This is a genomic window from Marinicella marina (assembly GCF_030065545.1).
GTDB classification, from domain to species: Bacteria; Pseudomonadota; Gammaproteobacteria; order Xanthomonadales; family Marinicellaceae; genus Marinicella; species Marinicella marina.
The window spans coordinates 326,595-342,811 of the sequence record NZ_JASJNC010000007.1 but is presented as its reverse complement, the minus strand read 5'-3'; the positions used below and the strand labels follow the sequence as shown (position 1 = coordinate 342,811).

General features: G+C 43.9%; 11 protein-coding genes. 4 read left to right on the top strand and 7 right to left on the bottom strand.

Going from position 1 to position 16,217, the window contains the following annotated elements; all coding sequences use genetic code 11:
- Window positions 1-7: 7 nt before the first annotated feature.
- The gene (locus tag QNI24_RS12320) at window positions 8-2,827 is read right to left on the bottom strand and encodes a ligand-binding sensor domain-containing diguanylate cyclase (RefSeq protein WP_267177058.1); all 2,820 of its coding nucleotides are present in this window, start codon (window positions 2,825-2,827) and stop codon (window positions 8-10) included.
- A 269-nt stretch (window positions 2,828-3,096) separates the two neighbouring features.
- Complete coding sequence (typA, locus tag QNI24_RS12315; protein ID WP_267177059.1) at window positions 3,097-4,914, bottom strand: translational GTPase TypA; 1,818 nt, start codon at window positions 4,912-4,914, stop codon at window positions 3,097-3,099.
- Window positions 4,915-5,112: 198 nt separating this feature from the next.
- Between typA and htpX the strand changes: the two genes are divergently transcribed.
- Window positions 5,113-6,021, top strand: a complete 909-nt coding sequence (gene htpX, locus QNI24_RS12310) for a protease HtpX (protein WP_267177060.1) — start codon at window positions 5,113-5,115, stop codon at window positions 6,019-6,021.
- A 15-nt stretch (window positions 6,022-6,036) separates the two neighbouring features.
- Here the strand turns inward: htpX and QNI24_RS12305 are convergent, their stop codons facing one another.
- The 5 genes from QNI24_RS12305 to metK all read right to left on the bottom strand — a co-directional run bounded on the left by QNI24_RS12305 (window position 6,037) and on the right by metK (window position 12,936).
- Complete coding sequence (locus tag QNI24_RS12305) at window positions 6,037-7,512, bottom strand: cryptochrome/deoxyribodipyrimidine photo-lyase family protein (protein WP_267177061.1); 1,476 nt, start codon at window positions 7,510-7,512, stop codon at window positions 6,037-6,039.
- Between the two features lie 106 nt (window positions 7,513-7,618).
- Entirely contained in the window at window positions 7,619-9,298 is a 1,680-nt protein-coding gene (locus tag QNI24_RS12300; protein WP_267177062.1) for an aminotransferase class V-fold PLP-dependent enzyme, read from the bottom strand.
- An 88-nt stretch (window positions 9,299-9,386) separates the two neighbouring features.
- On the bottom strand, window positions 9,387-10,226 hold the full coding sequence (gene metF, locus QNI24_RS12295) for a methylenetetrahydrofolate reductase [NAD(P)H] (RefSeq protein ID WP_267177063.1): 840 nt from the start codon (window positions 10,224-10,226) through the stop codon (window positions 9,387-9,389).
- Between the two features lie 88 nt (window positions 10,227-10,314).
- On the bottom strand, window positions 10,315-11,736 hold the full coding sequence (gene ahcY, locus QNI24_RS12290; RefSeq protein WP_267177064.1) for an adenosylhomocysteinase: 1,422 nt from the start codon (window positions 11,734-11,736) through the stop codon (window positions 10,315-10,317).
- Window positions 11,737-11,778: 42 nt separating this feature from the next.
- Window positions 11,779-12,936 carry a methionine adenosyltransferase gene (gene metK / locus QNI24_RS12285; protein WP_267177065.1) on the bottom strand — a complete coding sequence of 386 codons (1,158 nt, stop codon included), beginning with the start codon at window positions 12,934-12,936 and terminating at the stop codon, window positions 11,779-11,781.
- A 151-nt stretch (window positions 12,937-13,087) separates the two neighbouring features.
- On the opposite strand from metK, the gene yihG reads away from it, so the two are divergent.
- The 3 genes from yihG (at window position 13,088) to QNI24_RS12270 (ending at window position 16,141) form a co-directional block, all read left to right on the top strand.
- Window positions 13,088-13,975: a 1-acylglycerol-3-phosphate O-acyltransferase, YihG family gene (gene yihG, locus QNI24_RS12280; protein WP_267177066.1), complete on the top strand. Its 888-nt coding sequence runs from the start codon at window positions 13,088-13,090 to the stop codon at window positions 13,973-13,975.
- On the top strand, window positions 13,956-14,615 hold the full coding sequence (locus tag QNI24_RS12275; protein ID WP_267177067.1) for a hypothetical protein: 660 nt from the start codon (window positions 13,956-13,958) through the stop codon (window positions 14,613-14,615). Before yihG ends, QNI24_RS12275 begins: the two co-directional genes overlap by 20 nt.
- Before the next feature lie 86 nt (window positions 14,616-14,701).
- Window positions 14,702-16,141, top strand: coding sequence for a hypothetical protein (locus QNI24_RS12270; protein ID WP_267177068.1), 1,440 nt, complete (start codon window positions 14,702-14,704; stop codon window positions 16,139-16,141).
- Window positions 16,142-16,217: the final 76 nt, after the last annotated feature.

Below are 16,217 nucleotides of genomic sequence, written 5' to 3'. Positions count from 1 at the left end.
TAGGGTATCAATCAGTGGTTTCGAGTGATTCAGAATAAACCACAACTTGGTTCCTGCCGGTTGTTTTGGCTTCATACAGGGCTTTGTCAGCTTGGTCGATCAGTTCAAAGATTTGTTTGCTTGAATTGATGATTTGACCCGTTTGGCTGAAGGCAACACCAATTGAAATGGTGGTTTTTTCAGCTTGTTGTTCGGTGTGGCTGCGAATTTTTTCTGCCGCTTCGAGGGTGTAATCCTCATCAGTTCCTGGCATGATGGCTAAAAATTCCTCGCCGCCATAGCGAGCAGCCAAGTCTTGAGGCCTTTTGATACAAGTCATCAATGAATCAGCGAATTTTTCCAGCAACTGATCGCCCGCCAAGTGGCCATAAGTGTCGTTGTATTTCTTAAAATGATCCATGTCCATCATAATGACAGATATACTGCTCACTTTGTTTTCAATCAACTGTTTAATGAATTGATCCAGATACAATCGATTCGAAAGGCCGGTTAAGGGGTCTTTGTGAGCCAAATCTTGTAATGCTTCATTGGCCAACTTCAAAGCACTGGTTTTTTCGTTGATGATTTCCTTCAGTGCTTGTTTCTGTGACTCATGTTTTCTCTCTCGCCATTTCAAGATCAGTTTCATACAAATAAACAGTGTGATGACTGCTAATAACGACCAAATTAACTTAGCCCATTGGGTTAAGTACCAAACTGGCTCAACGGTGAACGGTAATAGCTGACTGGTGTGTATTTGACCTTTGATGTCAGCTGCTCTGACCTCGAATTGATAATCGCCTGCAGGCAACTCTAAAAAGCTTGCTTGGGTGTTACTGCTCATAGGAGACCAAAGGTTATTGTGGCCTTTTAAGCGGTATTGATACTGTGTGTCACCTGTATTTTTGATGTCAGTGAAAGTGTATTGAATCGTCAATGTGCCGTCTGATGAGCTAACAGCAAAAGGTTCATTGCGCATGATAGGGATCATGGTTGAGCGCGGACTCTCGTCGTTGATTTGATTGGTATTCAGTTCGGCTGAAGTGATTATCAATTTCCCGTTGGGGTCAGCTGGACTCATGCCGGTATCAAGCAAATAGCTGAGAATTACACCATTTCCTGATAACTTGATTTGGTCAGGTTGAAATTCGATGTCAAAAATCCCACCCCTGATATGCGCTGAGGCATCCACCGTTTGCCATTGATTTTGTTGGTTTCTGGTAAATACTTGGGTCGCACTGATGGCCCAAAAAGATTCATTTGATGCACCCATGGCTGTGAATTGTGCTGGCGGTAATACCTGGTCTAATCCCATCAGGGACGATGGTATGAATTGATTATTCTCATAAGTGTAGTAACTTTCAGTTGTGGCAGCAAATAAATTTTTATCCGGGCCTTCGAATAATTTCAGTTCGGTCATTTCTTTGGCTGACATTTCAGCCTGGTTGCTCATGTCAATGATGGCCTCCGTGCCATCATATTGTTGGTTCAATAAAACCTTAAAAAAACGGCCATCTACCGTGGTAATTAATAACGTATCGGCTTCAGTTTCCACCACACTGCTTGGTTTGCCCTCAGCCACCACCCAGTCCGACCAATCATCGCCATTTTTAATCAACAGCCGAGTATCCAATTCGGTATACATATAGATATGGTTCGGATTAAATTTAGATCTTTGGAAAACCCTCGGGTAAATCACATCGGTCAATGCCAGTCTTTCATCGCCTTTGATCAAGTAGGCATAATGCGAATCAGCCAATAAAATTTCCTCAGTATTCAAAGGCAGTAGATTCCAAGCTTCTTGGTTGGTCCATGGCAGTTGTTTGAAGCTTTGTTGTTGCGCCGATTGATTTGAATCTTCAACAAAAACGCCGGCTCTTGATGTGGCATAGAGTTGATCATTCCACGTGGTGATATCAAAAATATCACTGGTTAAGCCTGACTCACTGTCTTGTATGCGCCATGGACTGGGCCAGGTCACATGAAAAATTTTCAGGTCGGTCAAGACCCACAAACCGCCATCATTGGCTGGGATGATGGCCGAAATACGCCCATTGGATAATTTAAATGACTCCGTTGTGAAGTTATTGAAATCCAAAAAAGTCAGTGAACCGAGTTTGCCGCCCATCACAACTTGGTTTTCACCTAAGTTCAATGAGCTGGCAAAACTTCCCAGTTCAGGCAATTGACTTGCAAACGAGATGGGTTTGATTTGATCGTTTTCAATCAGGCGCCAATTGTCACTCAATGAATGAATAAAAATCTGGCTGTCATTGAGAATTTCGAGTTCATAAATAAGGCTGTTATCTTCAAGCTCAATCGGGCTGTTTACCCACTGGTCTCCTGAGAGTTCCTTCATACCCGCTGATCGGTCTTGTAACCAAATTCGTTGATCATCACAGGCAATGTCGCCCAATCGTCCATTGAAACTCCAAGAAATGATGTCGCCACTGTTGGGTTCATAGGCAAAAACATGGTTCAGGGCTCGAAAAAATATACGTCCTTGACAACCAGCTATGCTCCATATACTGGCAAATTGGATGGGATTGGATTTTGGTGTTAAATCAATGAATTCATATTGACCGAACTGATTCCTGTTGATGTAGCCAAAAAAGTCAAAACCACCAACATAAACACGGTCTTTCTGATCAAAATACAAAATTCTGGTGAGGTAGGTATTGGGAATAAGTAGGGTGGTCCAACGACTGCCGTCAAAAATTTTGATGCCTTTTTCATATGAAATATAAATAACATTATTGTGGTCTTGTGTCATGTCAAAATAACTGACATAAGGCTCACTTGGTATCTCAATTTCAACGATTGGTGGGCGACCAACAATTTCAGCCATTACTAACGGACTGCAGCTGATGAACATCATTAAACAAAGCAGTTTGTTTGCTATGCTCTTGATATTGAGGACGTTGTGATTGTTATTGTTTTGAGTCACCTAATACGATCATGGGGCGTTTAAATCAACTTTTAGAATAGCAGATGATGAGCCATGATGGCAGTGTTTTTTCAGCCCGTGAACATTTGGACGGGCAACAGAGCTGGGTTTGAAGGATTTGAATCGACCTACACAAAAAAAAGAATGCAGGTCGATTCAATCTGGATTATTTAAGCTTCGCGACTGGCGCGTTTTCTTTCGTGTTCCAGTAAGAAGCGTTTGCGGATGCGGATTTCTTCAGGAGTCACTTCTACCAACTCATCGTCTTCGATAAACTCCATTGACTGCTCTAAAGTCATTTTAATGGGAGTCACCAAATTGATTGCATCGTCTTTACCTGAGGCGCGGACGTTGGTCAGTTGTTTGCCTTTCAATGGATTCACTGTTAAGTCATTGTCCCGTGAGTGAATGCCAACCACTTGACCTTCGTAAACCTCTACATTGGCATTGATTAACATGCGACCACGCTCTTGTAAGTTAAACAGTGCAAAGCCCAGTGCTTTGCCAGTGCCATTGGAAATCAACACGCCGTTTTTGCGTGAACGTTCAATGGTGTTCAATTTGCGGCCGTAATGATCAAACACATGGGTCAGGATGCCTGAACCAGAGGTGGTGGTTTTGAATTCAGATTGGTAACCAATCAAACCACGTGCAGGGATGATGAAAGTCAAACGAACACGTCCAGTGGCATCAGGTACAATGTCTTTGACTTCTGCGCGACGACCCAACAGTTGTTCCATCACCGAGCCTTGGTGCTCTTGTTCAATATCAACCACCAGGTCCTCATAAGGTTCGCACAGTTCACCATCAATTTCACGGTAAATAACTTGTGGTCTAGATATGGCCAACTCGAAACCTTCTCGACGCATGGTTTCAATTAATACCGATAAATGTAATTCGCCGCGGCCAGATACTTTGAATTGGTCAGAGTTTTCAGTTTCTTCCACTCGCAGGGCTACGTTATAAGTGGTTTCTCTTTCCAGGCGGTCTCTGATTTGGCGTGAGGTTAAAAATTTACCGCTTTTACCAGCAAATGGTGAATCATTGACGCAGAACAGCATCGAAATGGTGGGCTCATCAACCGTCAATGGTGGTAAAGCTTCGACATGATCGCGATCACATAAGGTGTCGGAAATACCGATGTTATCAATGCCTGAAATGGCCACAATGTCACCGGCTGAGGCTGTATTGACCTCGACACGTTCTAAGCCCTTAAAGCCAAATATTTTTAGGATCCTGCCATTGCGGGTTTTGCCTTCAGAATCCACCACTGAAACTGGTGTGTTGGTTTTTACTGTACCTTTTTTGATGCGTCCAATACCAATCAAACCCAAAAAGCTGTTGTAGTCGAGGGTAGAGACTTGCATTTGAAAAGGTGCATCCACATCCACGTCTGGTGGAGATACTTTGTTGGTGATGGTTTCAAATAATGGACGCATGTCGCCATCACGGACGTCATCTTCCTCAGAGGCATAACCATTAATTGCTGAGGCGTAAATGATAGGGAAATCCAATTGCTCGTCGGTGGCACCCAATGAATCAAACAAATCAAAGGTCTGGTCAATCACCCATTGAATGCGGGCACCATCACGGTCAACTTTGTTGACCACAACCACTGGTGTGAAGCCCATTTCAAAGGCTTTCTGGGTAACAAAACGGGTTTGTGGCATGGGACCATCAACTGCATCAACCAGTAACAAAACGGAGTCAACCATGCTCAATACGCGTTCAACCTCACCACCAAAGTCGGCGTGACCTGGGGTATCAACGATATTGATTTTATAACCTTCCCATTCAATCGAAGTGTTTTTCGACAAAATGGTGATGCCTCGTTCTTTTTCTAGGTCGTTTGAATCCATCAAACGGTTGGGATCATCAGCGCGTTCACCTAAGGTGCCTGACTGTTTCAATAATTCATCAACCAGGGTGGTTTTACCGTGATCAACGTGCGCGATGATCGCGATGTTTCTGATTTTTTCTGTAGACATGTTTCTGGCTGGTGCTTTAAAAGCCGCGCATTATAGCTTAATCGTAACCCACTCTGGATTAAATTAGCCCCTGAAAAGTAAAATATATGGTGAAATCAGAGGATATTCACCCTGTTTTGCTTGTGCTTTGTTAATTTGTACCTATTGTTGCGTTATAGGCTGTGTTTTTCAGCCACTATTTATATTGGATTTAAGAAGATGAAAAGAGTATTTTTATTTGTAGCTACCAACATCGCTGTGTTGGCAGTGATTTCAGTGGTCATGCGATTGTTAGGTTTTGATCATTATATGACTAAAAACGGCCTTGATTACCGCGCTTTGGCGGTTTTCTCCTTACTGTGGGGTTCTGTTGGTTCATTCATATCACTGGCTGCCTCTAAATGGATGGCCAAGAAGTCTATGGGTGTGCAAATCATTGACAGTCCGCGCACCGCCGATGAACAGTGGCTGGTTGAGACCGTAAAAAGGCAAGCTGAGGCTGCGGGTATTGGTATGCCAGAAGTGGGCGTGTTCCAGTCATCCAGTCCGAATGCTTTTGCTACTGGTATGAAGAAAAACGATGCATTGGTGGCGGTGAGTACTGGTCTATTACAAACCATGAATAAGGATGAAGTTGAGGCTGTTCTGGGTCATGAAGTGGCGCATGTTGCCAATGGTGACATGGTCACCATGGCTTTGATTCAGGGTGTACTCAATGCTTTTGTCATTTTCTTCTCTCGCATCATAGGTTATGCCATAGCGGCGGCTTCCCGCGACAGCAGGGGCGGTGGTTACACCATGGGTTCATTCATTGGTACTATGATCGCGCAGATTGTTTTGGGCTTTGTGGCTGCAATCATCATCAATTGGTTCTCGCGCTGGCGTGAATTCCATGCCGATCAAGGCGGTGCAAAATTAGCCGGTAATCAAAAAATGATAGATGCTTTGAAAGCCTTACAAAGAAGTTCAAGAACTGAACCCTTGGAAGGTGAGTTTGCAGCTTTTGGTATCAGTAGCGGCAGCAAAGCCACATTGGCTAAACTATTCTCTACCCATCCGCCACTGGAAGATCGCATTGCCGCATTAGAAAAAGCGCAGTATGGGGACAATACTGTTGTGACACGCTGATAACTGATTGAAGCGTTATCTGGGTCTCACATGGGTTGCAAGGATGCGTTTAATTTCAGCCTGAACTGGCGCTTTTTTTCGCCAACCATAAAGTAAGGTCCTTGATTCTTTGGCACTGGCTTGAATATCCACGCAAGGCTCGTGGTAATCGCGTTTGAGGTCGAAAGCATAAAACTGTTGTTCCATAGCTGTCAGCAACCAAGGTTCATGAATTTGAACGGCTGGAATGTTACTTAATTCTGGCAGCCATTTTTTGATGAATGTGCCTTCTGGGTCATGGTCTTTGGATTGTTTGACGACATTATAGATGCGCACTGTGTTGACCCCCATTAAGCCAGCTTGCATCTGAAACTGAGCATAATGAATACCCGGTTCGAAATCCAGAAACAACGATGCCAAATGTTCCACACCATCACGCCAATCAAGTCGCAAGTTGTGACACAGAAAACTCACCAACATGGCGCGCATGCGAAAATTGATATACCCAGTTTGGTGTAAGCAGCGCATACAGGCATCAACCAGAGGGAAGCCTGTTTGGCCTTGTTTCCACCTGTCTAAGTCGGCTTTGGCTGCGGGCCCATCACGGTAGGTTATTGCTTTGTAGCCACGATTCAATGCCTCAAACTCCATGCGTGATTCAGATTCAAATTTTTGTATGAAATGGCAGTGCCAATGCAGTCTCGATGACAAGCCAGCCAGGGCTCGACGCCAATAAGGTTTGTTCCAGTGTCCTAAGAGTTGTTGGTACATGCTACGCAGACTGATATTGCCCCAGGCCAAATAAGGCGACATCCTGGAACAGCTGTGGCGAGAGGCCTCTGGTTTTGATATCAGCATGTGGTATTTTTGGCCACGCTCAGTAAAAAATGAATTAAGTGTGTCTTGGGCATGGGTTGAACCACCGGTTTGAAACTCAGGGTCATTGTGTTGCCACCGTTTGGGATACTCGGGATCCAAACGGTCTGCCAGTTGCACCCATCGGATACCCGCCAAATCAATTGGCTTGATTTCAGAGCGCATGTATTGATTCCAGGCTTTGTCCCAATGCTGGCGACTTTTTAAACCTCGGATGACTGAGCCGTTTTGAAACTCCTGCCATTTGATCTGGTGTGCATCACACCAGCTTTTGACGACTTTATCGCGTTGAAAGGTTAGATCAATGCCCACTTCTTCATGGCTGAATAGGTTGCTGATAGCATGATGTTTATGGATGTATTCAAGTGTATTAATTACAGCGTGTGTACTGATGTGAATACTGGTTTGGTATTTACTTAACTGAGCATTTAACGCTTGTAGGGATTGCCAGATGAAACGCCAATGCCTGGTGCTGTAATGCTTGTCATTAATAAGTTCGGGTTCAAAGACATAAATGACCAATAACGGTAAATCATGCTGGCTGGCGCACAGTAGGGGTTCATGATCAACCAGTCTTAAATCACGTTTGAGCCAGAGCACATTGATGGCAGGTTTCTTTGGATTTTGTGCACTCAATTTTCAAATCAATTGTTAATGCCATAAGCTTGACAGTTATGGTATCAACAAAACATGAAAAACATGCAATGAGGTATATTTTTAACTTTCAGGTATACCGTCTGTGTCAGACAATAAATTGATTCAAATGTTCAATTTCAGGTATCGATTGAGTGGCCCTCACTGGCAGCGACTTGGCTTCAGTTTTCAACCGTTCAGCCTCTTGTAGAAATTGTTGATACAGTGATTTCCTCAGCATAGCTGAGAGTGGTTGTGGGTTATCGGTGTCTTGTTTAAAAGCTTCTTCTAAAGACAGTTCAGGACAGCTGCCATCGTCATTGATGTGCTGCCAACAGGCTTGTTTGAGGCAGAATTTATACCACGGTAAAAACTCAGCCCCATTATCGGCGATGAAATTCACACAATCTATGATGTACTGCACCTCAGGTTCATCCATGATGTAATGAAAGCCAATGCGGCACCAGCCTGGTTTGATGCCGTGATACCCTTGTTTAATCAATGCACGGTATTGCTCTGATGTTTCCTCATCTATATCGAGTAATTGATGGCCATAGGGTCCTGCGCATGAACAGCCTGCTCTGGATTGAATGCCAAACAAGTCATTCAACAAAACGGTGATGAATTTTGGGTGCAGGTATTTACCTGAGGCGGTCTTGATGTTGAAAGAAACAATGCCCACTCGATTCTCTGGGTTTTGATCCCCCAAAATTTCAATCCTGGGGTGAGCCTTCCATACATCAAACGCCTGTTTTAGCCATTGTTGTTCGATGCTGTGAATTTGCTCAACGCCGAATTTTTCTTTGACTTCAAAACACAGTGCAGCACGCATGATCTGTAACACACCCGGGGTGCCAGCCTTTTCACGTTCTTCGATGTCATCAAAAAAATCATGTTCATGTCTGGCCACGTAACTCACTGTACCACCACCAGATACCGTGGGCTGTAAGTTCGATTGGTATAGGTTTTTATTGAAGACCAAAACACCGGTCGAGCCGGGTCCACCCAAAAATTTATGTGGTGAGATAAACACCGCATCGTAGTAACCCTCTGGGTCGTCCTCAGGGTGCATGTTAATGTCTACATAAGGTGCGCTGGCCGCATAATCAAAAAAGGCCAAGGCGCCGTGTTGGTGTAACAACCGGGCTATTTTTCGGTTGTGTGAGATCAAACCAGTGACGTTTGAGGCTGCTGAAAATGAGCCAATTTTTACCCGATTTTGGTATTCTGGTTTACTCAAATACGCTGCCAGTTGACTCAAGTCTGCATGACCGGCTTCATCCAAATCAAGTTCCACCACCTCACACAAACCATCGCGCCATGATATTTCATTGCTGTGGTGTTCGTAAGGTCCAACAAAAATCACCGGAGATTGTGCTTTGATTTTATCCAAATCACAATCAGCAGAGTGTTCTATCTGTGCCCGCGTGGCAGGTGGCAAGTAAGTTCCCAGAATTTGTTGGATCTTATTGATGGCCCCTGTGGCCCCTGTACCGACACAAATGATGCGGTCATTTTCATCAGCACCAACAGCCGCCTTGATGCATTCTTCTGCGTCATGTAACAAGCGAGTCATTGAACGCCCGGTCATGTCATCTTCGGTATGGGTGTTGGCGTAGTGTCGCTGTAACTTCATCAAATACTTTTCAATGAAGTTTAAGGTACGGCCTGAAGCTGTGTAGTCGCAGTAAGTCATCAGTCGTTGACCGAATGGCGTACAAAACGGTGCATCCACACCAATGATGGCTTGTCGTAATGTATCAGGTCTTAAATTGTTGGCAATACTCATGACTTTTTTCAGCTAATTTTAAGCGACAAATTTTAGGTTATTTTGGTGATTAATTACAGCCAATATTAGCTTATTCTTAAATGCTTTATTATGACAGCGCCTTAACCACGTCCAAGGTCGCTTTGGCTCTATTGAGGGTGTAAAAGTGAATGCCTGGAACGCCTTGGTCTAATAATTGTTGACAGAGTTTGATGGTGAATTCGGTGCCAAATTGTTGAATTGACTTGCGGTCATCACCATAGCTTTCTAGCTTGTACTGTAACCACCGCGGCATGTCTGTGCCACAGAAGCCACAAAATCTCTTGATGTTGCTGTAATTGGTGATTGGCATGATACCGGGTGTAATGGAAGTGTCAACGCCGGCTTTTTCACAGTGGTCAACAAAATTAAAATAAGCATCAGGGTTAAAGAAAAACTGGGTGATAGCCCGATCTACCCCAGCATCGACTTTTTGTTTGAAATACTTGATCTCAGACTCAAAGCTTTCAGTCTCTGGATGCACCTCAGGATAACAGCCCACGGTGATATTGAATGTATCGGGATATTTTTCATGGATGAACTCAATCAATTCATTGGCATACCGGAAATAGCCCACTGAGCCCATGCCTGAGTGCACATCACCGCGCAGAGCCAAAATATCTGTGATGCCGTTGTCCAGGTACATTTGCAATAAATCTTGAATTTCCTTGGGTGTGCCCCCCATGCATGAAAGGTGGGGAATCACTTTGGGTGTTTCGTGTTTGTTCAACTCAATCACGGTGTCGGCCGTGGCACTGATGGTTGAGCCGCCAGCACCAAAAGTCACTGAAAAGAAGTCAGGGTTGAGCTGACGTAATTTGGCTTGGGTGTCTAACAGCACGACTTTTTGCTCTTTGCTTTTTGGCGGAAAGAACTCAAAGCTCAGTCCAAAATGGTTTTTCTTATTCATTTTTTATTCCTATGCTTTTCAGGTAATAAAAAAGCCAGACTGAAGCCTGGCTTTTAATTTCAAACTCAATTGATGTGTTGAGCTGACATCAGTATCTGTAGTGTTCAGGCTTGTATGGGCCTTCAACTTCAACACCAATGTACTTGGCTTGGTTATCGCTCAAGGTGGTCAGTTTGGCACCGACTCGCTCCAAGTGTAATTTAGCCACTTTCTCATCCAAGTGTTTAGGTAATACATAGACGTCATTTTGGTATTTATCACCGTCTTGGTACAACTCGATCTGAGCCAATACTTGGTTGGTGAAAGAGTTGGACATAACAAAGCTTGGGTGACCTGTGCCACAACCCAAGTTAACCAAACGACCTCTGGCCAAAAGAATGATTTTCTTGCCGTCATCAAATTCCACGTGATCAACTTGGTCTTTGATTGAGTCCCACTTGCAATGTTTTTCGATTGAAGCCACGTCAATTTCGTTGTCGAAGTGTCCAATGTTACATACGATGGCCTCATCTTTCATGGCTTTCATGTGGTCAAATGTGATGATTTGGTAGTTACCTGTTGCAGTAACAAAAATATCAGCGTCAGCTACCACATCTTCCAATGTAACAACCGGGTAACCTTCCATTGATGCCTGAAGGGCACAAATTGGATCGACTTCGGTGACAGACACAATGGCGCCCAGCGCACGCAAAGAAGCAGCTGAACCTTTACCCACATCACCAAAACCACAAACCACTGCTTTTTTACCAGCAATCATGACGTCTGTGGCGCGTTTGATGGCGTCAACCAATGACTCGCGACAACCATACAAGTTATCAAATTTTGATTTGGTAACAGAATCGTTCACGTTAATCGCTGGGAATGGTAAGTCACCTGATTTTGCCATGTCATACAAACGTTTAACACCAGTGGTGGTTTCTTCAGTTACACCCTGGATTGAGGCCAAAGTTTTTGTGTACCAACCTGGGTTGGTGGCTAATCGTTTTTTGATTGAAGCAAACAGGAAAGTTTCTTCTTCTGAACCTGGGTTATCCAAGATGCTGGCATCTTTTTCCGCTTTGCTGCCGAGGATTAATAACATGGTGGCATCACCGCCATCGTCCAAAATCATGTTGGGAGCGCCGCCATCATGCCATTCCATGATGCGGTGGGTGTATTCCCAATATTCTTCTAAAGTTTCGCCTTTGACCGCGAAAACTGGAATGTCTTGGTCAGCCATAGCAGCTGCTGCATGGTCTTGGGTTGAATAGATGTTGCAAGATGCCCATCTCACTTCTGCACCTAAAGCACGCAGAGATTCAATCAATACAGCGGTCTGAATGGTCATGTGCAATGAACCTGCAATACGCGCACCCTTGAGGGGCTGCTTGCCTTTGTATTCTTCACGAATTTGTACCAAACCTGGCATTTCAGTTTCGGCAATTCTGATTTCTTTGTGACCAAATTCTGCCAAGCCAATATCGGCGATTACATAGTCTGGTTGAATGTTCTTTACTGTTTCTGTTGTCATAATATTTCTCGTATGTTTGTTTTGTGTGGTTAAGATTAAAGGTTAAAGTCCGGCTTCTGAGCGCAGCAACTCTGCTTTATCGGTGCGTTCCCATGTGAAATCTGCATCTTCACGACCCATGTGGCCGTAAGCTGCAGTTTTTTGGTAAATGGGGCGCAACAAATCTAAGCTGGTGATGATGCCATATGGTCTCAGGTCAAAATGTTCTCGGACCAATTGTTCAATTTTTTCTTCAGCAACTTTATTTGTGCCGAAAGTGGTGACGCTGATAGAAGTGGGTTCAGCCACGCCAATGGCGTAAGATACTTGAATTTCACAGCGTTCAGCCAAACCAGCTGCGACAATGTTTTTTGCCACATAACGACAAGCATAAGCCGCAGAGCGATCAACTTTCGATGGGTCTTTGCCAGAAAATGCACCACCGCCATGTCGAGCCATACCGCCATATGTATCAACAATGATTTTACGTCCGGTTAAGCCACAGTCACCCACTGGGCCACCGATAACAAAATTGCCAGTTGGGTTGATGTGAAACTTGGTGTTGTTATCAATCCAATCAGCTGGTAGAACAGGTTTGATGATTTCTTCCATCACACCTTCGCGCAAATCAGCCAAAGAAACTTCAGGGTTGTGTTGGGTGGATAACACCACCGCATCAATGGCCACTGGTTTGTTGTTTTCATAACGGAAAGTCAGTTGTGATTTGGCATCTGGACGCAACCAGCTCAGGCCACCATTCTTTCTGACTTCGGCCTGTTTTTGCACCAACAAGTGAGAATAAGTGATGGGTGCTGGCATCAACACGTCGGTTTCGTTTGAGGCATAACCAAACATCAAACCTTGGTCGCCAGCGCCTTGTTCTTCAGGGCTTTGGCGATCAACACCCATGTTGATGTCGTGTGATTGTTTACCAATGAGAGACATGACAGCACAACTGTTACCATCAAAGCCGACATCTGAATTGTCATAACCGATGTCAATGATGACTTTCCTGACCAAATCATCTAAGTCAATCCAAGTGTTGGTGGTGATTTCACCAGAAACAATGGCGGTGCCAGTTTTGACCATGGTCTCACAGGCCACACGGGCTTTGGGGTCATCTTTGATGATGGCGTCTAATACCGCATCAGAAATTTGGTCAGCGACTTTGTCTGGATGACCTTCTGATACAGATTCAGAGGTGAATAAGTAGTTGCTCATGATTATATATATCTCTCAATACGGATAAAGAGATATATTATCTATTTTTTTCGCTAAAAGTCCACCGAAAATCGATATTATTGCCCTTTTTTACTTGAAATTAAGCTTTCAGCTCGTATGATGCTGACATGATGAGAATTGGGACCCAGCTATGAAGCATTTAAAAGGAGTGATTGCTGCCGTAGTGTTTATCGCCAACACGGTGATCATGGTGACTTTGTTGATGGTATTTGCGCTGTTGAAACTCATCATCCCCATCACTGCTGTTCGAGTAATCTTATCTAGGTTGTTGATTTTGATTGCAGAGTCTTGGATCGCCATCAATACCCACTTTCACCGCTTGTTACATGGCAACACCATCAAAGCCATTGATTTTCCAGACTTGTCAAAACAGCAATGGTACCTGGTGGTTGCCAACCATCAAGCCACCGCGGACATACCCATTATCCAAGCCGTGTTTAATAAACAAATACCTTTTTTAAAATTTTTTCTGAAACAACAACTCATATGGGTGCCGTTTCTAGGCTTGGCCTGGTGGGCTTTGGATTTTCCTTTCATGAAACGTTACAGCAGGGGGTTTTTACAAAAAAATCCTCAGCTGCGCGGTAAAGACATGGAGCGCACCAAAAAGTCTTGTGAAAAGTTCAAACATTTTCCAACATCAGTGATTAATTTTGTTGAGGGCACCCGCTTTACACTGGCCAAACATGCCAAACAAGCATCTCCGTATCAATATTTGTTAAAACCCAAAGCAGGTGGCATTGGTTACGTCATGGGCTCGATGGGAGAGCAAATCAAACAAATGTTGTTGGTCAGTGTGATTTATCGACCCAAGCCACCGACTGTCTGGCAGTATCTGTGTGGAGATTTCAAAGAAGCTGTGGTGTTTTGTGAAAAAATTGTTATTCCTGAATCGCTTTTGAGCAAAAACTACCAAGTTGATGAGAATTTCAAGACAGAACTCTTTAAATGGAGCGAAAATTTGTGGTATAAACAAGATAAGAAAATAAAGGATTTTTATGAGCGAACCGACATTTAAAATAACTTTTAAGGGCAAAACCATCAGGGGAGTGGATGTGGCGCGCGCTAAAAGTAATTTTTCTAAGCTGTTCAAATTGCCACCTAACAAGGTGGAAGTCATGTTTGATGGCAAGGAACGGACGCTAAAAAAAGAACTACCCATGGAAAAGGCCAGTCAGCTCAGGGCGGTATTGAAAAAAGCCGGCATCCGGGTTTCACTGGTTAAAAATGTGGTAGAAGAAAAACCACTGGGCGTGGATGATTGGGAATTGAATGATCCAGGTACGGTTATCTTGAGGCCAGTCAAACAACCCGAGCGTCACATTGAGACCTCTCACATCAAAGTCGACGTTGATTTCGATAAGTTGGAAGACAAACCGCAGCCTGACCCTCCTGAAGTTGATGTTGACCACATTGCCATTGATGACACAGAGGAACCCATCGTCATGACTAAGGAAGTGGAAATACCAGATATAGATCTCAGTCAATTAACAGTGGATGAACCGGGTTCCATCATTGTGCATCACAAAAAAATCGAAACGCCTGACATTCCTACCGATGCATTGAGTTTGGATGAAGCGGGTAAAAAAATTGTCGAGAAGAAATCCATCCCAGAACCTGAAATTGACATTTCCAACATCTCATTGAATGTCAAATAGCTTGAACCGCCAACAGGGAATGAAAGTCTAGCACCTCTAATTTAGAGCAGTGATTATTGGGTCACAGCAGGAAAAAGAAAAAATCCATGAAAAAATACCTAACAATTGTTTTGTTAATCATGACTTGTCATGCATCCGCTGTTTTTGTCAATCACAAAGGCTTTGGAGAGGTGTTGTTAATTCCTTACTACACCATTAACAACAACCTCAATACATTGGTGACTGTAACCAACACCACCGCTCAGGGGAAAGCCATAAAAATTCACCTCAGAGAAGGCTTAAACGGCTATTCTGTGCTTTCATACAATGTTTATTTAGGTGCCCATGATACCTGGTCATTTGTGTTGGGTCGCTATACCTCAAGTGCCGATAATCCATCGGTGTATCATTCTGCCTATGATTCATCGTGTAGTACCGGCATAACCAGTAGCGAACAAGAGGTAACACTGTCCAACGTAAGAACAGGGCCACTGGGGGTTTCTAGAACAAGAGAGGGATACATTGAAATACTAGAAATGGCTTCAATTCCCGAGGATACCTCTTTTTTCGCAGCGGCTGATCATGGGGGAGTTGGAGTACCTGCAGATTGCGCTTTATTTGAGGCTGCTTGGGATGAGGGTGGTGTCTGGTCAACAAATCCACAAAGTGGTCTTGAACCCCCTTCTGGCGGTTTGATGGCTGCTGCTGATCTCATTGATGTTGCTGAGGGTATCAATTATTCGGTGCCTGTCATGGCTTTGTCAGACTTTTATGCCGAAGATCAAACTTTCCATGTTGAGCCGTCAGATCATGTGTTTTCTCTTGATTCGGCCAAGAATGAAGCAGTTGTGATTGATGGTAATGATCAATACAGTTTGGAATTTAACAGCGGCATCGATGCGGTCAGCGCAGTGTTGATGAGCGACAAAGTAATCAGTACTTATGTCTTGGACGCTATTGTTGCAGGAAAAACAGATGTGGTTTATACCCAACCCACCCGAAGATTTTATTGGACAGCTACGGTCGACCCTTTTCCTTACTTTTTAGCGCCTTACAATGTGAATGCCATTGAGGTTGAAAACTGTCAGACAGATGACTTACCCTCCAGTTTTTACGGTGGCATTGAGATATTAACTGAAATTTATGATAGGGAGTCTACAGAAGATGTTCCTGCTGGTGGTATTGCTGGTCCAATACCTCCGCAGCCTAATCTTTCGATTTGTGGCAGTGTCTTTGTGCATTCAATCATACGGCCATATCCGGGGCAACCCACCCAAGTGATGGCTGGGATCACCGGTTCAGAGAATTTCAGAACGATTTATTCAGTGGTGGAACCTCAAGCCACAGAGAATGGCTATATGAGTATCGAATTTCTTGATTCAAGGCCTATCAGCGGTCGAGATGTCAATGACGAAGCACACCAAGTGCAAGGCATTCCTATCACTGGTGTCACTTTCTTTAGGTTTACCAATGCGGGCGCTGGAGCGGGTCTATTGGCTCAGTATGGTGGGGCTTACCCTTTAAAAACCAAAACCACAGTTAACTGATGTTTTTATGAAGAAGGTGACATTAAACCACGGAGTTAACTTTATTTTAATTTTGCGCTTGTTAAGCTAACAATAC